Source organism: Halomonas sp. 328, assembly GCF_015645095.1.
GTDB lineage: Bacteria > Pseudomonadota > Gammaproteobacteria > Pseudomonadales > Halomonadaceae > Bisbaumannia.
In genome coordinates this window covers 1-22768 of the sequence record NZ_JADOTW010000045.1, presented here as the reverse complement: position 1 = coordinate 22768, position 22768 = coordinate 1, and the positions used below count along the sequence as shown (strand labels likewise).

At 68.6% G+C, this 22768-nt stretch carries 19 protein-coding genes and 3 tRNA genes; 12 read left to right on the top strand and 10 right to left on the bottom strand.

All coding sequences use genetic code 11. From position 1 onward, the window contains the following. The 3 genes from IHD13_RS17020 to IHD13_RS17010 all read right to left on the bottom strand — a co-directional run bounded on the left by IHD13_RS17020 (window position 1) and on the right by IHD13_RS17010 (window position 346). A tRNA-His gene (locus IHD13_RS17020) sits at window positions 1-75 on the bottom strand. A gap of 55 nt (window positions 76-130) precedes the next feature. After that, window positions 131-207, bottom strand: a tRNA-Arg gene (locus tag IHD13_RS17015). A 62-nt stretch (window positions 208-269) separates the two neighbouring features. After that, window positions 270-346 (bottom strand) — tRNA-Pro (locus IHD13_RS17010). A gap of 198 nt (window positions 347-544) precedes the next feature. Between IHD13_RS17010 and folD the strand changes: the two genes are divergently transcribed. From folD to IHD13_RS16985, 5 genes are all read left to right on the top strand, one after another. After that, a complete protein-coding gene (gene folD, locus IHD13_RS17005; protein WP_195862233.1) occupies window positions 545-1417 on the top strand; it encodes a bifunctional methylenetetrahydrofolate dehydrogenase/methenyltetrahydrofolate cyclohydrolase FolD in 873 nt (290 codons plus the stop codon). Window positions 1418-1460: 43 nt separating this feature from the next. Then, complete coding sequence (mtnN, locus tag IHD13_RS17000) at window positions 1461-2186, top strand: 5'-methylthioadenosine/S-adenosylhomocysteine nucleosidase (RefSeq protein ID WP_195862232.1); 726 nt, start codon at window positions 1461-1463, stop codon at window positions 2184-2186. Window positions 2187-2294: 108 nt separating this feature from the next. Then, a complete protein-coding gene (locus IHD13_RS16995; RefSeq protein WP_195862231.1) occupies window positions 2295-3182 on the top strand; it encodes an alpha/beta hydrolase in 888 nt (295 codons plus the stop codon). A gap of 47 nt (window positions 3183-3229) precedes the next feature. Beyond that, on the top strand, window positions 3230-4264 hold the full coding sequence (locus IHD13_RS16990) for an asparaginase (RefSeq protein WP_195862230.1): 1035 nt from the start codon (window positions 3230-3232) through the stop codon (window positions 4262-4264). A 66-nt stretch (window positions 4265-4330) separates the two neighbouring features. Next, window positions 4331-4567, top strand: a complete 237-nt coding sequence (locus IHD13_RS16985) for a DUF2789 domain-containing protein (RefSeq protein ID WP_195862229.1) — start codon at window positions 4331-4333, stop codon at window positions 4565-4567. 9 nt (window positions 4568-4576) lie between these two features. Here the strand turns inward: IHD13_RS16985 and IHD13_RS16980 are convergent, their stop codons facing one another. After that, window positions 4577-5263, bottom strand: coding sequence for a TVP38/TMEM64 family protein (locus tag IHD13_RS16980; RefSeq protein ID WP_230086392.1), 687 nt, complete (start codon window positions 5261-5263; stop codon window positions 4577-4579). Window positions 5264-5582: 319 nt separating this feature from the next. Then, a complete protein-coding gene (locus tag IHD13_RS16975) occupies window positions 5583-5993 on the bottom strand; it encodes an SRPBCC family protein (protein WP_195862228.1) in 411 nt (136 codons plus the stop codon). Between the two features lie 173 nt (window positions 5994-6166). Between IHD13_RS16975 and queC the strand changes: the two genes are divergently transcribed. From queC to IHD13_RS16955, 4 genes are all read left to right on the top strand, one after another. Beyond that, window positions 6167-6877, top strand: a complete 711-nt coding sequence (queC, locus tag IHD13_RS16970) for a 7-cyano-7-deazaguanine synthase QueC (protein WP_195862227.1) — start codon at window positions 6167-6169, stop codon at window positions 6875-6877. Beyond that, the gene (queE, locus tag IHD13_RS16965; protein WP_195862226.1) at window positions 6877-7521 is read left to right on the top strand and encodes a 7-carboxy-7-deazaguanine synthase; all 645 of its coding nucleotides are present in this window, start codon (window positions 6877-6879) and stop codon (window positions 7519-7521) included. Before queC ends, queE begins: the two co-directional genes overlap by 1 nt. A gap of 67 nt (window positions 7522-7588) precedes the next feature. Next, on the top strand, window positions 7589-8434 hold the full coding sequence (locus IHD13_RS16960; RefSeq protein ID WP_195862225.1) for a 6-carboxytetrahydropterin synthase: 846 nt from the start codon (window positions 7589-7591) through the stop codon (window positions 8432-8434). Continuing rightward, on the top strand, window positions 8431-8700 hold the full coding sequence (locus IHD13_RS16955; protein ID WP_195862224.1) for a YkgJ family cysteine cluster protein: 270 nt from the start codon (window positions 8431-8433) through the stop codon (window positions 8698-8700). Before IHD13_RS16960 ends, IHD13_RS16955 begins: the two co-directional genes overlap by 4 nt. A gap of 72 nt (window positions 8701-8772) precedes the next feature. Here the strand turns inward: IHD13_RS16955 and IHD13_RS16950 are convergent, their stop codons facing one another. The 3 genes from IHD13_RS16950 to IHD13_RS16940 are packed head-to-tail and all read right to left on the bottom strand — an operon-like array spanning window position 8773 to window position 13817. Then, complete coding sequence (locus tag IHD13_RS16950) at window positions 8773-12663, bottom strand: AAA family ATPase (RefSeq protein WP_195862223.1); 3891 nt, start codon at window positions 12661-12663, stop codon at window positions 8773-8775. A 60-nt stretch (window positions 12664-12723) separates the two neighbouring features. Beyond that, window positions 12724-13362, bottom strand: a complete 639-nt coding sequence (locus tag IHD13_RS16945) for a tRNA-(ms[2]io[6]A)-hydroxylase (protein ID WP_195862222.1) — start codon at window positions 13360-13362, stop codon at window positions 12724-12726. Window positions 13363-13364: 2 nt separating this feature from the next. Continuing rightward, window positions 13365-13817, bottom strand: a complete 453-nt coding sequence (locus IHD13_RS16940) for a DUF1289 domain-containing protein (protein WP_195862221.1) — start codon at window positions 13815-13817, stop codon at window positions 13365-13367. Between the two features lie 301 nt (window positions 13818-14118). Here IHD13_RS16940 and acnB point away from each other — a divergent pair, with 301 nt between their 5' ends. Then, a complete protein-coding gene (gene acnB, locus IHD13_RS16935; protein ID WP_195862220.1) occupies window positions 14119-16722 on the top strand; it encodes a bifunctional aconitate hydratase 2/2-methylisocitrate dehydratase in 2604 nt (867 codons plus the stop codon). 190 nt (window positions 16723-16912) lie between these two features. Continuing rightward, on the top strand, window positions 16913-17401 hold the full coding sequence (gene rraA / locus IHD13_RS16930) for a ribonuclease E activity regulator RraA (RefSeq protein WP_195862219.1): 489 nt from the start codon (window positions 16913-16915) through the stop codon (window positions 17399-17401). A 97-nt stretch (window positions 17402-17498) separates the two neighbouring features. Here the strand turns inward: rraA and IHD13_RS16925 are convergent, their stop codons facing one another. After that, window positions 17499-18758 (bottom strand): dicarboxylate/amino acid:cation symporter, encoded by a 1260-nt coding sequence (locus IHD13_RS16925; protein ID WP_195862218.1) that lies wholly within the window; start codon window positions 18756-18758, stop codon window positions 17499-17501. A gap of 211 nt (window positions 18759-18969) precedes the next feature. Between IHD13_RS16925 and IHD13_RS16920 the strand changes: the two genes are divergently transcribed. Next, entirely contained in the window at window positions 18970-20844 is a 1875-nt protein-coding gene (locus IHD13_RS16920) for a glycerophosphodiester phosphodiesterase family protein (protein WP_195862217.1), read from the top strand. Here the strand turns inward: IHD13_RS16920 and IHD13_RS16915 are convergent, their stop codons facing one another. Beyond that, entirely contained in the window at window positions 20845-22647 is a 1803-nt protein-coding gene (locus IHD13_RS16915) for a gamma-glutamyltransferase family protein (protein ID WP_195862216.1), read from the bottom strand. Between the last annotated feature and the right edge of the window lie 121 nt (window positions 22648-22768).

Genomic DNA, 22768 nt, shown 5'->3' with positions numbered 1-22768 from the left:
TGGGGTGGATGATGGGGATCGAACCCACGACCACCGGAGCCACAATCCGGGGCTCTACCACTGAGCTACATCCACCATATTCGCCTATCGCGACCCACCGGACCCATCCTGCCAGCCTCGACTCACAAGATGGCGCGCCCAGCAGGACTCGAACCTGCAACCCACGGCTTAGAAGGCCGTTGCTCTATCCGGTTGAGCTATGGGCGCATTGTACGGCCTCACACTCCTGCCTGCAACCCATATTTCAATAAAAATCAATGAGTTGCTATTGGTCGGGGTGGAGGGATTCGAACCCCCGACATCCTGCTCCCAAAGCAGGCGCGCTACCAGACTGCGCTACACCCCGCCGGCTTGTCGCACGGCCTTGACGACCCCGTGAGCTCGTCAGTGCGTGGCGTATTCTACGGATCTTTCCTTTTTGGTCAAGCATCTGTCGCAATCGACTCGGTCAAGACGCTTTGACTCGCGGCCGGCTCATGCGAAAATCACCGCCCAGATTCGTCGCCGCCGCCGGCGGTGTCCATAGCTTCCAGGGGAATCGTCGATGACCGCACAACCGATCGATGGCAAGGCCATTGCCGCTCACGTCCGCCAGCAAGTCGCCCGCCAGGTGGAGGCTCGCCGCCAGGCCGGGGAGCGCATTCCCGGCCTCGCCGTGATCCTGGTCGGCGAGGATCCGGCCTCGGCCGTCTATGTGCGCAACAAGCATCGTGCCTGCGAAGAGGCCGGGCTGCTCTCGCTGCGCCACGAACTCCCGGCGGACACCTCCCAGGCCGACCTGGAGGCCCTGGTCGACCGCCTCAATGCCGACCCTGAAGTGGATGGCATCCTGGTGCAGTTGCCGCTGCCCGAGCACCTGGACCCGCGCCCCATCCTCGAGCGCATCCTGCCTCACAAGGACGTGGACGGTTTCCACCCCTACAACCTGGGTCGCCTGGCCCAGCGCCTCCCGGTGTTGCGCCCCTGCACGCCCAAGGGGGTGATGACCCTGCTCCAGGAGAGTGGCCTCAAGGTGCGCGGCCTGGACGCTACCATCGTCGGCGCCTCCAATATCGTCGGCCGCCCCATGGCCCTGGAGCTGATGCTGGCCGGTTGCACCACCACCATCTGCCATCGCTTCACCCAGAACCTGGAGGCCCATGTACGACGCGCCGACCTGCTGGTGGTGGCCGTGGGCAAGCCAGGGCTGGTCAAGGGCGAGTGGGTCAAGCCGGGGGCCATCGTCATCGACGTGGGCATCAACCGCCAGGAGGATGGCACCCTGGTCGGCGACGTGGAGTTCGCCCCCGCCGCCGAGCGCGCCAGCCATATCACCCCGGTGCCCGGCGGCGTAGGCCCCATGACGGTCGCCTCCCTGCTGGAGAACACCCTGTTCGCCGCCGAATTGCATGACGCCATGCAGCGCCAGGACGCTTGAGGTAGAATCCGCCCCCATCGATTCAGCGAAGAGCAGAGCCTAGATGAAACGTATCGGCATCATCGGCGCCATGCCGGAAGAAGTCGCCCTCCTCGCCTCCCGCCTGGAGGGAATGGAGAGCCGCCAACAGGTGGGTTGCACCTTCTATCGCGGCCGCCTGCATGGCGCCGAGGTAGTGATCCTGCAATCCGGCATCGGCAAGGTGAATGCCGCCGTGGGCACCACCCTGCTGCTGGACAGCTACCAGCCGGAGGCGATCATCAACACCGGCTCCGCCGGCGGCTTCGGCGCCGACCTGGAAGTCGGCGACGTGGTGATCTCCTCCGAGGTGCGCCACCATGACGTCAACGTCGAGGTGTTCGGCTACGAGCCCGGCCAGGTGCCGCGCATGCCCGCCGCCTACCTGCCCGACCCGCGACTGGTCCAGGTGGCCCGGGAGTGCATCGAAGAGCTGGGCGAACTGCGCGTGGCGGAGGGGTTGATCGCCACCGGTGACAGCTTCATGGCCTGCCCCGACGCGGTCAGCCAGACCCGGGAGCGCTTCCCCACCATGCTGGCCGCCGAGATGGAGGCCGCCGCCATCGCCCAGACCTGCCACCTCTACGGCTGCCCCTTCGTGGTGATCCGCGCCCTCTCGGACATCGCCGGCAAGGAGTCCAACCTGAGCTTCACGGCCTTTATCGATCAGGCCGCCACCCATTCGGCCCGGATGGTGGAGGCCATGGTGCGCCGCCTGGCCACCCCCGCCGAAACCCCCGCCGAGGCCTGACCGCAGGCCATCTGGATACGGTAACGCCGGGCCCCGCGCCCGGCGTTTTCGTTGCAAGACTCTCAAGCTGTACATAGATTGTATAGAAAGACGCTACCGGAGTCCCAGATGCCTCGCCTCCTCTTTGCCGCCCTGGCCAGCCTGCTGCTGAGTGCCTGCGCCACCCAGCCCGGCGCCGAGATCCAACGCCTGGAAGGCCTGCGCTACAGCCCCGACGACTGGCCCCAGCCGCTCTATGCAGACGTTTACCTACCGCCACCGAGCGCCACCCCGCGCCTGCGGCCGGCGGCCCTGGTGGTCCATGGCGGTGGCTGGCAGCGTCGCGACCGCAGCGACATGGAGGCCACCGCTCGCCAACTGGCGGCGGCGGGCCATGTGGCCATCAATATCGACTACCGCTTCGCCCCCGCCCACCCCTTCCCGGCCCAGCTCCACGACCTCCAGCAGGCCATGGCCTGGACACACCGCCAGGCCGATGCCTGGCGCATCGACACTCGCCAGATCATCGGCGTGGGCTACTCCTCCGGCGCCCACCTGGTGAGCCTGCTCGGGGTGATCGGCACCGACCACCCGCTGGATCGGCCTTACGGGGGGCCGCATGCTCGCCTGGCCGGGGTGCTGGCCGGTGGCACCCCCACCGATCTCTTCAAATTCGATGACGGTCGTCTGGTGGTGGAGTTCCTCGGCGGCACTCGCGCCCAGGTACCCGAGCGCTACCGCCTTGCCTCCCCCTATCACCAGCTCGGCGACAGCGCGCCCCCCTTCTTTCTCTTCCACGGCAGCCTCGACACCCTGGTGCCCCGGGATCATGCCGAGGACTTTCATGCCGCCCTGCAAGATCGCGGCCTGTCCAGCCGACTCCACCTTCAGCCCCTGCGGGGCCACTTCGCCAGCTTCCTGACTCGCGGTTCCGCCATCGATGACGGCATCACCTTCCTGTCGGAACAGCGTCGTGGCGGCGACACCCTGGCCAGGTCGGAGGCGGGAAGCCACTGAGCCATTAGGGTATGATGCGGCCTCTTGCATCCCGACAGGAGTCCCTTATGCCATCCCCGATCCGTGTCATCTATACCGGCGGCACCCTGGGCATGGAGCCGGGCCCCCAGGGGCTGGCGCCGGGGCGCAACTTCGAGGCGCGCCTGCGCCGCGCCCTGGACAGCCTGCCCCCGGCGCGCCGTGCCAGCCTGCCCGACTTCACCTTCGAAGCCACGCCCGAGCCCATCGATTCCAGTGCCGCCACCCCCACCGACTGGCAGACCCTGGGGCGACGCCTGAGCCAGATCCAAGACGAGGCCGCCGGCCTGGTGGTGCTGCACGGCACCGACACCCTGGCCTGGACCGCCAGCAGCCTGGCCTACCAGCTCCAGGGGATCGCCAAGCCGGTGGTGGTCACCGGGGCCATGCAGCCCCTGGAGGCGGCGGGTAGCGACGCCCTGGGTAACGTGGAAAGCGCGCTGCGCTTCGCCGCCCAGCCGGACCTGCAGGAGGTGGTCATCGCCTTCGCGGGCAAGCTGTTGCGCGGCGTGCGCAGCCGCAAGTGGCACACCCGCGATGCGGACGCCTTCGTCAGCCCCAACTATCCGCTGCTGGGTGAACTGGTGGAGGGGGAGCCGGTGCTCTACCCGAGGCGGGGCCTGGAGCAGCAGCAGCGCGGCGCCCCGCGCTTCGAGCTGCCCGACTACCAGGCCCTGGGCGATTCTGCGGTGGTGCGCATCGTGCTATGGCCGGGAATCCAGGCGTGGCAGGTGGCGGCCTGGCTGGAGGATCCCCGGGTCAAGGGCGCCCTGCTGGAGGTCTGGGGAGGCGGCAATGCGCCGGAGGACCCGGCCCTGCTGGAGGTTCTCGCCGAGGCCAGCGGACGCGGCCAGTTGCTGGTGGCCATCAGCCAGTGTCCCGTCGGCGCCATCGCCATCGGCAGCTATGCGGCAGGCCAGGGCCTGGCCGCGGCCGGGGTCCTCTCCGCGGATGACATGACCCCCGAGGCGGTGATCACCAAGCTGGTCCACCTCCTGGCACAGCCCCTCGACGAAACACGGCGCCGCGAGCGCTTCCGCGAGGCCCTGGTGGGGGAACGCTGAACGAGGTCAGGCAAAGGCCGCCACGAGGGTCTATGGTTGGGGGAAACCCACCCAGTGGAGGCCCTCATGGAACAGCCGGTCCATCATTTCAGTGAACTCTTCGAACAACTCGGCCTGGCCTCGGACGCCGGGGCCATCGAGGCCTTTATCAAGCGGCACTCGCCGCTACCGGAGAGCGTACCCCTCCATGAGGCGAGCTTCTGGAACCCGGCCCAGGCCGAGCTGTTGCGTAACGCCCTGGAGGATGATGCCGACTGGGCCGAGGTGGTGGACCACCTAGATGCCTCACTGCGCAAGCCCTGAGCTCGCCGCCTACCCCAGCTCCTGGCGCGCCTCGATCCGCCGGCGCACCCAGGCGCCCAGCAGCAGCAACAGGGTCAGCAGGGCCAGCGGCAAAACCACATCGGGGCTCAGTCCCTCCCCCCGCTCCACCGCCTCCAGGGCGCCATGGATGGCGCTGGCGTAGACCGCCCACTTGGCGCCCAGCCCGAGAGTGGCCGCCACCAGAAAGGGACGCAGCGGCAGGCGCACCAGGCCAGCCGCATAGTTGATCACCGAATGGGGAAAGCCCGGCAGCACCCGCAGGGCGCACTGGGTCAGGACATCGCCACGGCGTTGCATCAGGCGCATCATGCGCAGGGTCATCCTGCCCGGTCTGAAACGGCGCCTGAAACGCTCCGCCAGCCAATAGGCGCCCAGGGCGCCCCCCACGCTGCCGATAATCAACATGGGCACCGCGATCGCGGGATGATGAAAGGGGGCGATCAGCCATAGGCCGATACTGCCGGGCAGACCCAGGGCCAGGGTGACTGCCATCACTAGCATCACCGCCAGCATGGTCAGGGGGTGACTGGCCGTCTCCTCCGCCCAGAGCTTTAGGGCGCCCAGGTCCGGCGACTGCCAGACCCATAGCAGCAGGCCCATCAGCAGCGCCGCCAGCAACCATACAAGGTAACGACCCCAGGAGCCGTTACGCCTCTCGTCCGTCTTTCGGGTCATGCACTCCCTCCACCCGGTGTCGATGCACCGGCGAGTGCCTGGCCGGCCTGGACTCCTCAGCTCGAGGAGGCGTCATCCTCACGCGGTCGCCGGATATCCCGTTCCAGGCTCTCGCCAAGGCGCGCCTGCTCGCTCGACAGGGTGCGCTGATCCACAAGGTGGAGCACCCCGAGCTGGGCAAATAATACTAGGAAACAGAGCAGTAATCCTTTAAGCATGGCGCCTCTCTCCGCAAGGCGAGCGACTCGCCCGCCATCGAAAGCGAGTCTACTCCCGCTCGCCACGCCTCGGCCACTATTTTGTTAGCGAACGAACAAGCCTAGAGGCGCGCCTCCACCCGCTCGAGGATCTGCCGGCTCACCTTGGCCACCAGGGGCCGCGCGGCGCGATTGACCGCCTTCTCCACCAGCCGATTCTTGATCTCGTAGTCGAGGCTCAGGGTCACCTCGGTGCCCTCGGGCACCGGCCGCAATCGATAACAGCCCTGATTGCGCACCCCTTCGATGGACTCCCAGGCCAGCCGGCTGGGCGCTTCGTGTTCGGTGATCATCACCAGGAAGGCCCACTCCATGCCCACGGCACGCACGTGCCAGCGGTAGCGTCCCTCCCCCAGGGCCTCGATGGAGTCGATCAGGTCGGAGTAGTCGGCGAAGTCCTCGACCCGCTCCAGCAGGGCGAAGACCCGCTCCGGGGGAGCCGGCAGGATGGCGCTGTGTTGGATGCTGGCCATGACGTTTCCTTGCGTCATCTGAAGAGGTGACTCGAGAGTAACGGCCCCTGCCCGCCTTGGCCAGCCCACTGGCCAAACGGTCAAGCCTTCCCTACACTAGCGCCCACCGGACCGGATCCCGGACGACCTCCGCCCAGCGCGGAGCAGGACAAATTCTCCGACAGGAACCCCCTATGACGATCTCCCCCCACGGCCGGCGCGCCGTGATCATCTATTCCGGCGGCATGGACTCCTTTACCGTGCTGCACCAAGCCCTGGCCGAGGGCCTCGAGGTCCATGCCCTCTCCGTCGATTATGGCCAGCGCCACCATCGCGAGCTCGACACCGCCCGGCATGTCTGCCAACGCCTCGGCGTGCCACACCAGGTGATCGACCTGCGCGCCATCCATGGCCTGGTGGATGCCTCGGCGCTCACCGATGCCAGCCAGTCGCTGCCGGAGGGCGACTACGCCGCCGACAACCTGGCCGCCACCGTGGTGCCCAACCGCAACATGATCCTGCTCTCCCTGGCCCTGGCCAAGGCGATCAATATCGGTGCGCAGGAGGTGCGCTACGGGGCCCATGGTGGCGACCACGACCTCTACCCGGACTGCCGCCCCGAATTCGTGCGCCGCATGCAGGCCGCCGCCGAGGTATGCAACTTCGCCCCCCTGCGTCTGACGGTGCCCTTCCTGCACCACAGCAAGGCCGAGATCCTCGCCGCGGGCCTGGCGCTGGGCCTCGACTATGCCGACACCTGGACCTGCTACCGTGGCGCGGAACTGGCCTGCGGCCGCTGCGGCAGCTGTCGCGAGCGCCTGGCCGCCTTCGCCGCCAATGGGGCCATCGACCCCCTCGCCTACGACCCCGATATCGCGCGCCCCGACCGGGCCGGAGGCCGCTGATGTACCACGTCAAGGAAGCCTTCTACTCGCTGCAGGGGGAAGGCGCCCGGGCCGGCCGCGCCAGCGTCTTCTGCCGCTTCAGCGGGTGCAACCTCTGGTCGGGACGCGAGGCAGATCGCGATAGCAGCGTCTGCCGTTTCTGCGACACCGACTTTATCGGCACCGATGGCCAGCACGGCGGACGCTTCGCCGATGCCGAGGCGCTGGCCGCACACCTCGGCGCCCTCTGGCCCGACAGCCGCGGCGTGGCCACTCCCTATGTGGTCTTTACCGGTGGCGAACCCCTGCTGCAACTCGACACGGCCCTGATCCAGGCCATGCAATGCCGCGGCTTCGAGGTGGCGGTGGAGACCAACGGCACCCTGGTGCCGCCGCCGGGCATCGACTGGCTCTGCGTCAGCCCCAAGGGCAGCGCCGTGCTGGCAGTGACCGGCGGCGACGAGCTGAAGCTGGTCTATCCCCAGGACGAGGCCCCACCGGAGCGCTTCCAGGCCCTGGACTTTCGCCACTTCTACCTGCAGCCGATGGACCTCGCCCCGCGGGGCGAATCCGGCACCACACTCAGGTCCTGCGTCGACTACTGCCTGGGCCACCCCCAGTGGCAGCTGTCGCTGCAGACTCACAAGATCGCGGGGATCGATTGATGAATCCACTCGACAGTGACACCGATGACACACTGCAGACCCTCAGCATGATCGCGGGGAAGGCTCAATGAGCCTGTTCGTCGACAACCTGACTCATCTGGATGCCTCCCTCTGGTGCCCCCGTCGCGGCCTGATCGGGGTCAGCTGGGCGGTAGATGTTGAGCTGGACGGCGAGCTGGGCGAGGACGGCATGCTCTTCGACTTCGGCGAGGTGAAGCCCTGGATCAAGTCGCGACTCGATGCCGGCGCCGACCACACCCTGCTGGTACCGGCCCGGGCTCCGGGGGTGGAGCTCCAGGAGTGTCGCGAGGGGCTGCGCCTGATCACCCGTACCCCCTACCCCCTGGAGCTACGCGCCCCCCGCCAGGCCTTTACCCTCCTCCCCTGGGCCGAGGTGCGCCGCGAGACCCTGGCCGAGCACCTGGCCGACGAGCTGATGCGCCGCCCCCCGCCCCGGGTCTCGGCGATTCGCCTCACCCTGCGTGACGAAGCCATCGACGGTGCCGCCTACACCTACAGTCATGGCTTGCGCCAGCACGCCGGCAACTGTCAGCGCATCGCCCACGGGCACCGTTCGCGGCTGCATATCTGGCGCAACGGCCGGCGCGACCCGGCCCTCGAGGCTCGCTGGGCCGAACACCTGGCGGATGCCTACCTGGTGGATACCGACGACCTGATCAACGCCCCCGATGACGATCCCCGCCAGCTGACCTGCGCCTACCGGGCCCCCCAGGGAGAGTTCCGCCTGCGCCTGCCCACCGAGCGCTGCCGGGTGCTGCCCAGCCAGACCACGGTGGAGCGCATCGCCCTGTGGCTCGCCGAGACGATCGCCGCCGCGGAGGGCGGACGCATCCGGGTACAGGCCTTCGAGGGCATCGGCAAGGGGGCCTTCGCCGAGGCGGGCAAGCCATGAGCGGGGCGCCGAGCGCCCCCAGTTGCCGGCCGGGTTGCGGCGCCTGCTGTATCGCCCCCTCCATCAGCTCGCCGATCCCCGGCATGCCCCAGGGCAAGCCCGCCGGGGTGCGCTGCGTCCAGCTCGACGACGATAACCTCTGCCGACTCTTCGGCGACCCACGACGCCCGGCGGTCTGCGAGCGCTTCGCCTTCGATGCCGAGCTGTGCGGCGAGCACCGCGATCAGGCGCTGGTTCGAATCGGTGAGCTGGAAATGGCCACCTGACCCAAGAAGTGGGCGACCAACGACACGGGCCCCGGCAATGCCGGGGCCCGTGTCGTTCTGGCAGCGATGCGCTCAGGACTCCAGCCGCGCGGTCTGGGCCTCGCGCTGGTCCAGCAACATCCCCCAGCGCACCAGCACCGGGGCATCGCTGGGCGAGACCTCGCCGAGCAGGCGCCGGAAGCGCTCCCGGGCCTGGCCGTCCTGGGGATCCACCAGGGTCAGCCACAGCTCCAGGGCATTGAGCTGCTGATGCAGGTTCTCGTGCTCCGCGGCCTGGCGCAGGGCCTGTTCCACCAGCAGGCGGATCTCCTGGGCCGGGCGCCCCAGCTGGTGGCGCACCCGCGCCAGCTGGATGGCCAGCTCCGGCACATAGAGGGAGGTACGCTCCTGGGCGATCAACAGGCACTGGTCCAGGTAGTCCTCGGCACGGCTCAGCTCACCCAGGGCCACGCAGGCATCCACGAACCACAACACCGGCCGCTGGTAGCGGTCGCGGCCGGTCACCTCGTCGAACTCCTCCATGCCAGCCTCCAGCAGCGCCAGGCCCTCTCGGTCGCCGGCCAGGGCCCGCTGCCAGCCGAGCATGCCCTGGGCCGACATCTGCCACAGGTGCAGATCCGGCGTGCCGGTGAGCTCGGCGGCGCGCTGGGCGCGCATGCCGGCCAGGTGCACATGCCCCAGCTGACGGTACATGGCCGCCGAGAAGAGCAGCGCCATGGCCAGGGAGCCGGGGTGGTTGAACCCCTCGGCGAGGCGAATCGCCGCCTCCGCCTGCTGCTCGGCGCGCTGGTAATCGCCGCGCAGACAGAGCGCCCAGCCCTGGAAGCAGGCCGCCGCCACCTGGGGGTGGTCGGAGAACGGCAGCCACTCGATCAGCATCGGCGAGTGGAGCGGATCGATCTCCTCCAAGTGGTCGTAGGCCTGGCGAATCCGCCCCGCCCAGTACTCGCAGTGAGCCCGGGCATAGTCCGCCAGGCGTTGGTAGCGCGGATCCTCCAGCTCGCCGGCCAGATCGGCCAGCTTGGCGGCCAGGGAGAAGGCATCGGCATGGGCATGGCGCTGGCTACAGCCCACCCAGAGCCCCCACTTGACCAGGAAGCGTTGCTCCAGGTCATCTGCCTCTTCCTCGTAGCTGCGCGGCGGCAGCAACTCCTGGGCGCGCACGAAGCTCTCGTGGGCGGTGGGCGAGCCATGGCCTTCCAGGGCGAAGGCGGCCTGGCCACGCACCGTCAGCAGGCTGATCTCCCGCTCCCCCTGCCCCTCCACGTGACGCAGGCTGGCCAGGCCCGCATCCGCCATGCGCAGGGCGGTGCGGTTGGCGCTCACCTTGAGGGCCTCCCGGGCCGCCAGCTCGAAATAGCGGGCGCCGCGGGCATAGTGGCCGCTGCGTCGCAGATGGGTGGCGAAGTCGCCGGGGTGGCGACTGATCCACATCGGGAAGCGCTCCTCGATCAGGGTCACCACCTGGCCATGGATCGCCACCCGCACGTCCCGCGGACAGGCGAGGTAGGCGGCCTCCTGGAGCAGCTGATGACTGAACTGGTACTCGTATTCGCTGCCGTGCGGACAGGCTTCGATGATCTCCAGGCGGATCATCTGCTCGATGGCCCGCTTGAGGCGCTCCCCGGACCAGCCACTGCATTCGGTCAACAGGTCGAGGCGGAACTGACGCCCCAGCACGGCGGCCACATGGGCCACCTCACGCTCGGCATCGAGCTGGTCGATGCGACTGGCCAGCAGGCCCAGCAGGCCCTGGGGCAGGTCGTCGAGCTGCACGCTGCGCCCCTCGCGGCGATCCATGTCCAGGCGTCGGCAGATCTCCTGCAGGTAGAGGGGCACGCCATCGCAGCGCTCGATCAACTGGCTGCGCAGCCGCGGGCTCAGGTGCAGGCGGTAGCGGCGCGCCAGTTGCGACAGCAGTCGCGACGACTGCAGCGCATCCAGGCGTCCCAGGCTGAGCTGCTGATCCCAGTGCAGACGGGCGGGCAGCGCCTCGCGACCGTGGTGGCTGGCCACCAGCAGCAGGGGGCAGTTGATCGGCAAGCGCGCCTGGAGGTTGGAGAGCGCCTTGAAGGAGGGCTCGTCCAGCCACTGGATGTCATCGATCATCAGCACCAGGGTGCGCTGTACGGTGAGGGTCTCGACGAGGGCCTGGAGCAGTTGCACCACCAGCTCCAGGGCTTCGCCGCTCTGGGCCAGCACCGCCACCTCCTCGGGCTCGCGAATACCCAGCGCTTCCTCCAGCAGCTGACGCCGCTCCTGGGAATCGGCCAGTCCCGGATAGCGCTCCAGCACCCGGCCCAGCCCCGCCTCGTCGGGCTCCCCGCCCAGGTGCCAGCGCAGCAGCTGGCGGGCCACCCCATAGGGGGAGTGCACCGACAGTCGCGTGGTGGGCTGCCAGCAGATGGCGGTATCACGGCTCTGCTCGAGCTGGCGGAACCCCACCAGCAGCGCCGACTTGCCCATCCCGGAGGCCCCACGCACCAGCACGCTCTGCCGCAGGCCGATCCCGGCCCGGGCCAGGGCGTCGCGCAACTTGCGCAGTGCCGCTTCGCGCCCCACCAGGCTGGGTGGCAGCGCCTCGCGCCCCCCTTCGTTGGTGCCCAGCACCAGGGCACGCAGGCGCACCTTGCCGTCGCAGGCGACCAGCCGCGAGGAGAGCCGCGGCTGCAGGTCCAGGGCCGGCGGCATGTGCTGGCTGGCTTCCTGGGAGATCACCAGCTCTCCCCCCTCGGCGGCACTCATCAACGCCAGGGAGGTCTGGGTCACCTGGCCCAGGGGATCGGCCAGCTGACGCTCGGGCAGGTAGATCACCCGGCCGCTGTTGAGGCCCGCGGCCAGGGTAAAGCGCGGCACGGCCCCCTCCCCGTTCCAGTGGCGGGCGCTCTCCTCGGGCAGCGCCTTGCGGCAGTGTTCGTAGAGGGCCACCAGCTCGGCCAGTTGGTGGGCCGGGCCATGGGTGCCGAAACAGGCCAGGCCCAGGCCGCCCGTGGCGCCGGGCAGCCAGAAGCCGCCCAGGTGGTGACACTGCTGCTCCAGCCAGCGCATCAGCTCGATCTGCAGGGCCAGACTGGCATGGGTGGCATCCCGGGCCGAGAGGTCCTCCTCCAGGCTCAGGCGAATGGCCATCACCGAGAGCTGGCGCTGCTCGATCTCGTCGTCGCGCAGCGGCGCGCTGTCCAGGGCCAGGGCCCGGGAGAAGGCGCCCTGGGGCGAGAGGCGCTGAATCTCGGCCTGGCCATCGGACCAGTAGCGGGCCAGTTGCAGGAAGGCCGGCTCCGGCTGCTGGCCGGAGAGCGCCAGCAGCTGCAGGTAGGCGTTGTACTGTTCGTGGGCCGCCGCCGCCTGCCCCTGCTCGGCCAGTTGGCGCACCAGCCGCTCGTGAAAGGGGCCATAGCCGGAGAAGCGGCTGACCAGGTCGCGCAGCAGCGCCTCCGGCAGCTCGCCATGGGCCTCCAGCACCGCCTCGGCGAAGGCGATCACCCGCTGACGCCACTCGTTGCGCACCCGCAGCAGCCAGCGCTGGAATTCGGCACAGGCCGAGAGCTGCAACTCCTCCACCAGGTCGCCCTGATAGAGGCCCAGGACCGCCTCCAGGGTGTCGATATCCGGCGGCTCGCGCAGCAGCCCCTGGAGCTCATGCAGGTCGAAGGTCCACCCGTCGGGAAACTGGAAGGCGATGGTCTGGCGCGACACCGCCAAGACCCGCTCGGCCTGGTCACCCAGGGACTGGCGCAGGCAATGCAGCGCATGACGCAGGTTGGTGCGGCCGGAGGAGAGCCCCTGATCGGGCCATAACAGTTCGGCCAGGGTGGAGCGATTGACCGGCTGCTCATGAAGCAGCAGGTAGACCAAGAGCCCCTTGACCTTGTCATAGCTGAACTGGGTGAGACTATCCTCCCCCAGGGTCAGTGAGAAATGGCCGAGCAGTGTCAATCGCTCATCGACGGAAGGATCCCGCATCGTCTTCGTTCCCGCGTTATTGTGTCATCGGCAAGTGCCTTGCCGTCTGTTCCCTGGATCTCAGGCCGCTTCCGGGACGCCGCTGTGGAAGCGGAAATCGCCATCCGGAGCCTCGATCAGGCGCGCCTCGCGATCGGCGAGGAAGGCGATCCGCGCCTCCACCTCTCCATCGCCTGCCTCTTCGGCAACGAGCCGCGCCAACATCAAGTAATCCTCATAGTGACGCCCTTCCGACTTAACCAGACTGCGGTAGAACTTGGCAAGCTCTTCGTCCAGCCGCGGGATCAGGCAGGCGAAACGCTCGCAGCTGCGCGCCTCGATCAGCGCCCCCACGATCAGCAGGTCCACCAGGCGCAGCGGATCCTCGGGGCGCAGGTGGCGGCGCAGCCCCTCGGCATAGCGGGAGGCACTGAGGTGGCGATAGACGATGCCCCGGGACTCCATCAGCTTGACCACCTGCTCGAAGTGCAGCAGCTCTTCCCGGGCCAGTTGCGACATCTTGGTCAGCAGCAGGGGGCGATCCACGTAGCGGTACATCAGGCTCATGGCGGTGGAGGCCGCCTTCTTCTCGCACTGGGCGTGATCGATCAGCAGCAGCTCCTGATTGGCTAACGCCGCCTCGACCCAGGCCTGGGGCGTGGGGCAGCGCAGGAAGGAGAGCAGGTCCGGGGGCAGCAGGGCCCTGAGGCTGTCTTGCATGGTCATCCTGAATGGCTATCGGTGGTAATAAGGTCGACCCGCTCCCGGGCCGCTTGACTGAGGGCCTCGTTGAGCCGCGCGAAGAGCTGCGGCGGCGCAAGCCCCAGCCCGGCCCCGTGCCGGGCCAGGCCATAGCGGGCGAGGTCCTGGATGCGCTCGCGCCCCACCCGCAGCAGCTCCACGGCGCGGGAGAGCGGCGGCTGCTCCGGGCGCACGCGAATGCGGTGCCGGGCCAGCTGGGCATTCAGCAGCGCCTCGTCCTCGACCACCAGGAGGGTGGCGGCGGCCTTTTCCCTCAGGGCGTCGAGCGCCTCGATACGCCGCCGACGCTCGGCCTCGTCGTAGCCGAACCAGTCGCGGATCTCGTCCAGATGGCGCTGGCAGCCCCGGCAGACGTCATCGCCGACGGTGGTGGAGCAGACCCCCACGCAGGGGGTGCTGATTCGCTGAGACATACGCTTCCTCGATGGGTCGTTCTCGCAGTCTGTCGGGCCCCGGCATCTTACCCGTCCCGGACGCCGCGGGACACTCCCCGGACGACGCCAAGGGCCACCGCCGACCAAAGTACGAGGCCCGCGACGGGGGGCTCGCTTAACATTGTCGACAGTTTCCCGTAGAATCCGCGTCACCTGAACCACGGTTACCACAGGCTCCAGGGCGACCCATCCTGACCCGTCGCCGACTCCCCCAGAGGCCGCCAAGGCCCGGGACGGCCGGTTCAACGCCCTGGCAAAGCAACTTGATGAGGGCCCCATCGTGCTTGAAGCATATCGCCAACATGTCGAGGAACGCGCCCAGGAAGGCGTCCCGCCCAAACCGCTCAACGCCGAGCAGGTCGCTGCCCTGGTGGAGCTGCTCAAGGCACCGCCCGCCGGCGAAGAAGAGTTCATCCTCGAACTGATCACCGATCGCGTGCCCCCGGGCGTCGATGAGGCCGCCTACGTCAAGGCCGGGTTCCTGACCGCCATCGCCAAGGGCGAGGCCGAGTCCCCGCTGATCGACAAGACCCACGCCGTCAAGCTGCTGGGCACCATGCAGGGCGGCTACAACATCGCCACCCTGGTGGAGCTGCTCGACGACGCCGACCTGGCCAAGGAAGTCGGCGAACAGCTCAAGCACACCCTGCTGATGTTCGACGCCTTCCATGACGTGGAAGAGCGCGCCAAGGCGGGCAACGCCGTGGCCAAGGAGGTCCTGCAGTCCTGGGCCGACGCCGAGTGGTTCCTGGCCAAGCCGGCCCTGGCAGAGAAGATCACCCTCAGCGTCTTCAAGGTGCCCGGCGAGACCAACACCGACGACCTCTCCCCGGCCCCGGACGCCTGGTCGCGCCCCGATATTCCCCTGCATGCCAATGCCATGCTCAAGAACGAGCGCGACGGCATCGAGCCGGAGGTGCCCGGCACCAAGGGCCCGCTGGCCCAGATCGAAGCCGTGAAGGCCAAGGGCTTCCCGGTCGCCTACGTGGGTGACGTGGTCGGCACCGGCTCCTCGCGCAAGTCCGCCACCAACTCGGTGCTGTGGTTCTTCGGCGACGACATCCCCAACGTGCCCAACAAGCGCGCCGGCGGCTTCTGCTTCGGCGGCAAGATCGCCCCCATCTTCTTCAACACCATGGAAGATGCCGGCGCCCTGCCCGTGGAGATGGACGTCTCCCGGCTCGAGATGGGCGACGTCATCGACGTCTACCCCTACGAAGGCAAGGTGTGCAAGCACGGCACCGACGAGGTGGTCAGCACCTTCGAACTCAAGACCCAGGTGATCCTCGACGAGGTGCGTGCCGGCGGCCGTATCCCGCTGATCATCGGTCGTGGCCTGACCGGCAAGGCGCGTGAGGCCCTCGGCCTGCCCGCCTCCGACGTCTTCCGCCTGCCCGAGCAGCCCAAGGACACCGGTAAAGGCTTTACCCTGGCCCAGAAGATGGTCGGCAAGGCCTGCGGCATGGAGGGCGTGCGCCCGGGCATGTACTGCGAGCCGAAGATGACCACCGTGGGCTCCCAGGACACCACCGGCCCGATGACCCGCGACGAGCTGAAGGACCTCGCCTGCCTCGGCTTCCAGGCCGACCTGGTGATGCAGTCCTTCTGCCACACCAGCGCCTACCCGAAGCCGGTCGACGTGGAGACCCACCACACCCTGCCCGACTTCATCATGAACCGCGGCGGCGTCTCCCTGCGTCCCGGCGACGGCATCATCCACTCCTGGCTCAACCGCATGCTGCTGCCCGACACCGTGGGCACCGGCGGCGACTCCCACACCCGCTTCCCGATGGGCATCTCCTTCCCGGCGGGCTCCGGCCTGGTGGCCTTTGCCGCCGCCACCGGGGTGATGCCGCTGGATATGCCGGAATCGGTGCTGGTGCGCTTCAAGGGCAAGCGTCAGCCCGGCGTCACCCTGCGTGACCTGGTCCACGCCATTCCCTACTACGGCATCCAGCAGGGCCTGCTGACCGTCGAGAAGTCCGGCAAGAAGAACGCCTTCTCCGGCCGCGTGCTGGAGATCGAGGGCCTCGAGGACCTCACCGTGGAGCAGGCCTTCGAGCTCTCCGACGCCTCCGCCGAACGCTCCGCCGCGGGCTGTACCATCACGCTGTCCGAAGAGAGCGTGAGCGAGTACCTGAAGTCCAACATCACCCTGCTCAAGTGGATGATCGGCAACGGTTACGGCGACGTACGCACCATCGAGCGTCGCATCCAGGCCATGGAAGAGTGGCTGGCCAACCCGAGCCTGATGCGTGCCGACGCCGACGCCGAGTACGCCGAGGTGATCGAGATCGACCTGGACGAGATCAAGGAACCGATCCTCTGCGCCCCGAACGATCCGGACGACGCCCGCCTGCTGTCTGACGTGGCCGGCGAGAAGATCGACGAGGTCTTCATCGGCTCCTGCATGACCAACATCGGTCACTTCCGCGCCGCGGGCAAGCTGCTCGAGAAGCAGCCGGCCGGCAGCCTGAAGACCCGCCTGTGGCTGGCCCCGCCCACCAAGATGGACCAGCACCAGCTGACCGAGGAAGGCTACTACGGCATCTATGGCCGCGCCGGGGCGCGCATGGAGATGCCGGGCTGCTCCCTGTGCATGGGTAACCAGGCGCGGGTGGCTCCGAAGTCTACCGTGGTCTCCACCTCGACCCGCAACTTCCCCAACCGCCTGGGCGACGGCGCCAACGTCTTCCTGGCCTCCGCGGAGCTGGCCGCCGTGGCCGCGGTGGTGGGTCGCCTGCCCAGCGTCGAGGAGTACCAGGGCTACATGAGCGAGTTCGACGCCCTCTCCGGCGAGATCTATCGTTACATGAACTTCCACGAGATCGAGGAGTACCAGAAGGCCGCCTCGAACGTGATTCCGGTGGCTCAGGAGGCCTAAGGCCCCCGCCCGGAAAGCGACTCCGGTGCCGTGGAGGCCGAGGCCTGCCCGCACCGGAGCCCCATCGACTCCGATGCTCGCAACATCGCGCGCCCTCGAGGCCGAGCCGATGACCGAAACGCCCCGCCTCGTGCGGGGCGTTTTTCTTTGGCATCATGCCATTTCGACTTTCATCGCAAGGAGACGCCCCATGCCCCAGATCGTCACCCCGGATATCTGTGACGCCCACCCCGAGGTTCGGGTCCTGGATCCGCTGTTCGTCAATTTCGGCGGCCGGGAAGCCTTCTTCGGCCCCATCCGCACCGTCAAGTGCTTCGAGGACAACTCACTGGTCAAGCAGGCGGTGGCCGAGCCCGGCGAGGGCGCGGTACTGGTGGTCGACGCCGGCGGCTCCAGCCGCTGCGCCATGCTCGGCGACATGCTCGCCGAGCAGGCCGCCGACAACGGCTGGGCCGGCGTGGTGATGTACGGCTGCGTGCGCGACGTGGACGTGCTGGCGGAAACCGAGCTGGGCATCCAGGCCCTTGGGGCCCATCCGCGCAAGAGCGAGAAGCGTGGCGAAGGCGTTCGCGACATCCCGGTCACCTTCGCCGGGGTCACCCTCTCCCCGGGCGAGTGGCTCTACGCCGACAACAACGGCATCCTGGTGGCCGAGGCCGAACTGCCCCTGGAGGCCTGAGCCCCAGGCCTGAGCGGAAGCCGGCCCCCTCGGGCCAGCACAAAAAAACCGCCGCGGAAGACCGCGGCGGTTTTTTCATGGTCGGAACCGAGGCGGCTTAAACGGTCTGGGACGACACCGGACGCGTCTCTTCGTCGGCCTCGGCGGCCTCCGGCACCAACCGATCCACCACGGTGGCGCAGGCGGCGTCACCGGTGATATTCAGGGCGGTACGGATCATGTCGAAGAGGCGGTCGAGGGCGAACAGCAGCGGCAGCCCTTCCACCGGAATGCCCGCGGCGAGCAGTACCGCCACCACCAGGAAGGAGGGGCCCGGCACCCCGGCCTGGCCGATGGCCCCCAGGGTGGCGGTGAAGATGATCGCCAGGTAGGCGCCCAGGCCCAGCTCCACACCGAACAGCTGGGCGAAGAACATCGCCACCAGGCCGTAGTAGATGGCGTTGCCGCTCATGTTGATGGTCGCCCCCAGGGGCAGCACGAAGGCGGAGGTGGGCCGCGACACCCCCAGCTCCCGATGCACCACGTCCAGGGTCACCGGCAGGGTGGCCATGGAGGAGGCGGTGGAGAGGGCCACCACCTGGGGCTTCTTCATGCGCCCCAGGAAATGGCGTACCGGCATCCCGGTGGCGCTCTTCACCACCAGCGGATAGAAGACGAAACCGTAGAGGGCGATGGCCAGCACATAGACGCCGAACAGCTTCGACACCAGCATCAGCACATCGAAGCCGAAGGTACCCACCGCATCCGCCATCAGGCCAAAGACGCCGATGGGCGCGATGCGCATCACCATGTTGAGCATCCACACCAGGGCGTCGATCAGCACCGACAGGCCATTCATCAGCGGCGCGGTCCGCTCGCTATCGAGGCGCGAAAGGGCCAGGCCCAGGAACAGGCAGAACACCAGGATCTGCAGGATATTGCCGTCGCCAAGGGCGGCGAAGACATTGGTGGGAATCATCCCCAGCAGGGTGGCGAAGACCCCGGGCACCTCGCCGCGATCGGCATACTCGGTGGAGAACATCGCCTCCACGGCCCCCAGTTCCAGGCCACTGCCGGGCTGGAACAGGGCCCCCAGGAAGAGCGCCAGGGCCACCGCCACCGCCGAGGTGAGCATAAAGAAGGCGAAGGTGGCGATACCGATACGCCCCGCGGCCGGACTGGCGCCGAGGCCGGCGGCCCCGGAGACGATGGCCACCACGATCAGCGGTACCACCAGCATCATGATCAGATGAATGAAGAGGCTGCCCAGGGGGGCGAAGATCGCCGCCGACTCCCCCATCAGCGCCCCCACCAGGGCCCCCACCAGCATGGCGATCACCACCTGGACGCCGATACTGCTCAACATGCGCTTCGTCATAAGGCTCCGCCTGTTCGGATTGTCTAGAAATACGAAGCGCGCATGGTATAACGACCACCGAAGAATAAAAAACCAGAATTAATCACTAATTTTATAGCGAAGGATCACTACCCTCTCCGGCCGAAACGGCTTAGCCATCGTCGACCGTCGGCATTGCCAAACGCGGCCACTCGATGGCAGGCTCGGGACATCATGGCGCTAATGAGGCCCTATGCGGATTCACTCCCTCGCCAAGGATGTGCTGCGCGCGCTGGTCGATCACTGGCGCCCCCTGCTCGCCTATCACCTCGCCTTTACCCTGCTCGCCTCCCTGGTGCTGCTGCCGGCCATCGCCTGGAGCCTGGCGACCCTGCTGGGGCGCCTGGGTCGCCCGGTGATCGCCACCGCCGACCTGGCCGGCGTGCTGCTGACCCCCACCGGTGGCCTCTGGCTGCTGGCCACCCTGGCCCTGACCTTCCTGGTCCTCTACTTGCAACAGGCCGGGATGATCCTGGTGGCGGCGAGCGCCCATGGCAATCGCTACCGGCGTGCCTTCGACGCCCTCGGCAGGGTGCTATGGCGGTTGCCACGCCTGGCGGGGCTGGCCACCCTGCAGGTCGGCACCCATCTGCTGTTGCTGGCCCCCTTCGCCCTGGCGGTGGCGCTCCTCTATGGCCACTTCCTCGGCGAGCTCGACCCCTACTATGTGCAGCGTACCCGGCCCCCGGCACTCTGGGCCTTCGTCGCCAGCGCCCTGTTACCGACCCTGACCTGGGCGGTCCTGGCCGCAGGACTCTATCTGCGCTGGAGCCTGGCCCTGCCGGCCCTGATCCTGGAGGATGACAGGCCCCGCCGTGCCCTGGCGCGCAGTTGGTCGCTGACCCGCGGCCATCTGGGGCGCATCGCCCTGGTGCTGCTCGCCCTGCTGGGTCTGATCCTGGCCTTGCCGCCGCTGAGCACCTGGGCCTATGACCTGATCGCCACGCCTCTGGTGGCCTGGCTGCCGGAACGACCGGCGCTGCTGGTACCGGCCATGCTGCTCTACCTGGCGGGCTACCTGCTGCTGACCCTGGCCCTGACCTTCCTGGGCCTGGCCGCCAATAGCCTGCTCTCGGTCGCCCTCTTCCTGCGCCTGAGCCGCGAGCGCCTCCGCCTGCCGCGCCCCGGCGCCCATCCGGAACGCCTGGCCTGGGCCCTGGAAGTGGCGGTGGTCCTGGCCCTGGCGGTGCAGGCCACCCTGATCCTCAACCGGGTCGAGCTGCATGACGAGGTGGCGATCATCGCCCATCGGGGCAGCTCGATGGCCGCCCCGGAGAACAGCCTGCCGGCCATCGAGCGAGCGATCGCCGATGGCAGCGACTATGTGGAGCTGGACGTGCGCCTGACCGCCGACGAGCGAGTGGTGCTCTACCATGACCAGACCCTGCAGCGTCTGGCCGGCGATCCCCGCCGGGTCGGCGAGCTGAGCCTCGAGGAGCTTCTGAGCTTCGATCTAGGGGGCTGGTTCGGTGACGCCTACGTGGGGCTGCCCATCGCCACCCTGGAGGAGGCCCTGGCCACGGTCCGCGGTCGGGGCGCCCTGATGATCGACCTCAAGCCCGATCCCGGGCGGGAGCTGGCTCTGATGGAGGCGGTACTGACAGCCCTCGAAGACGAGGCCGAGGCGCGGCGCCGCTGCCATGACGACGCCGCCACCCTCGAGGCGGCCGCGGCCTGTGGCGATCCGGAGATCATGGCAGAGACCCGCCTGGCGACCCTCTCGCCGGCCCTGATGGGCGCCATCGCCGCGCGGGCGCCCGAGCTGCGCGTCACGCTGCTGGCCCAGCTGATCCTGCCCGGCACCCTGGAGCGCCAGGGGTTTGCCGCCCTGGGGCTGCGCCACAATCGCATCAGCCAGGCGGAGGTGCGCCTGGCCCGCGGCCACGGCTACGAGATCCACGCCTGGACGGTCAATGACCCGGCGCGGATGTCGCAGCTGATCGACCTGGGGGTGGACGCCATCATCACCGACCGCCCCGACCTGCTGGCGACCCTGCTGGCCGAGCGCCGCGAACTCAGCGACGGCGAGCTGCTGCTGATCAAGCTGCGTAACTGGCTACGCAGCTAATCAATCCCCCATCACGATGCCTTCCCGACGGGGATCGGCCCCCCCGAAGAAGCCCGTCTCCGTCACCTGGATCGCCTGCAGGCCACTGACCAGTTCCCGCTCGCTCACCTCGTGGCCCCGCTCGGCGAGCCCCTCCAGGGTCGCCTCGGGGAAGCGTCCCTCCTCCAGGAAAGCCGGCCCGCCCAGGGTAATGGCATGGGGCAGGTTCAGGGCCTGCTGGGCATCCAGGCTCCAGTCGAGCATGGCCACCAGCGCCTTGGCGGTGTAGTGGATAATGGCGGCGCCCCCGGGGGAGCCGAGACTCGCCACCAGCTCGCCGCTCTCGGCATCGAAGACCAGGGTCGGGCTCATGCTGGAACGGGGCCGCTTGCCCGGCTCCACCCGGTTGGCGATGGGCGTGCCTGCCGCATCGGACGGGGTGAAGGAGAAGTCGGTGAGCTCGTTGTTGAGCAGGTAGCCACCGGCGAGCCCCGTCCCACCATCGGCGAGGATCCGCGAACCGAAGGCGGCCTCGATGGTGGTGGTCATGGCCAGGGCGTTGCCCTGCTCATCGATGATGCTGATATGGCTGGTGCCATACTCCGGCTGATCGGGCTGTACCGCCCAGGCGACGGTGAGCTCACCGGGGTGGCCCGGCTCGGCGCCGCCGCTGCCCAGGCTCGTCTCGCTAAGCAATCCGGCACGCTCCGCCAGGTAGTCCGGGGCGAGCATCAGCGACCAGTCACCGCCGGGGGCATCGACGAAATCCGGGTCGGCGATGTATCTGCCCCGATCGGCGAAGGCCAGCCGCGAGGCCTCGAGGAACTGATGCAGCCAGGGTTCGCTGGGGACGCCGTCCTCATCCAGGGCCGCCACCTCGGGAAGCTGCTCGAGCAGGCCGAGGATCTGCATCAGCGTCAGGTGACCGGAGGACGGCGGCGGGAAGCCGCAGACCCGATAACTCCGCCAGGGGCTGCACAGCGCCTCCCGCTGGCGGGCCTCGTAGCCGGCCAGGTCGTCGAGAGTGAGGCTGCCGGGGCGCTCGCCATGCCCCTGGACCCGGGCCACCAGATCCTCGGCGATGGGTCCCTCACGCAGGGCGGCGGCACCCTGCTCGGCGAGTTCGCGCAGGATGGCCGCCAGGGCCGGATTGCGCAGGGTCTCGCCCACCGCCAGCGGCTCGCCGCCGGGGTAGTAGAAGGGGCCGGCCAGGGGGTCATGACGCAGGGGCTGCTCCGCCGCCAGGCTGGCATGCAGGCGCTGGCTGACCGGGAAGCCCTGCTCCGCCAGGGCGATGGCGGGCTCAAAAAGCGTGGCCCAGGGCAGCCGGCCGTGCTCGGCATGGGCCAGCTCGAGCATCGCCACGGTGCCGGGCGCCCCCACCGAGAGGCCGCTGGCGGCGGCCTCCATAAAGGCCAGGGGCTCGCCGGCCTCGTCCAGGAAGAGGGTCTCGTCCACGGCAGCAGGAGCGGTCTCGCGGCCGTCATAGGCCGCCACCGCCTCGCCGTCATGGTGGACCAGGAAGGCGCCGCCGCCGATGCCGCTGGACTGGGGTTCCACCAGGGTCAGGACCATCTGCACGGCGATGGCGGCATCGAGGGCGGAGCCGCCGGCGCTCAACACCTGGTAACCGGCATCGGTGGCCAGGGGGTTGGCCGCGGCCACCGCGAAACGCTGGGTGGCCCAACCGGGCTTCTCGGCGGTCTCGGAGGCCACCTCGGGGGCAATGGCGGGCAGGTCGTACTGGAAAGCCTGGGCGGCAGGCAGGCCCCCCAGGGCCAGCACCAGCGCCGTCGGCGCCAGGAGGGAAAGACGCGGGACCATCACAACACTCCTTGTATCAGAACGGACAGAGTCTCAGCATAGTCGGATCGAGCAGCCCAGGGTGATACAGGGCCAGCTCGACGCGAAGAGGCCCCGGGGGCGAGGGCGGCCCGGCCCCCTT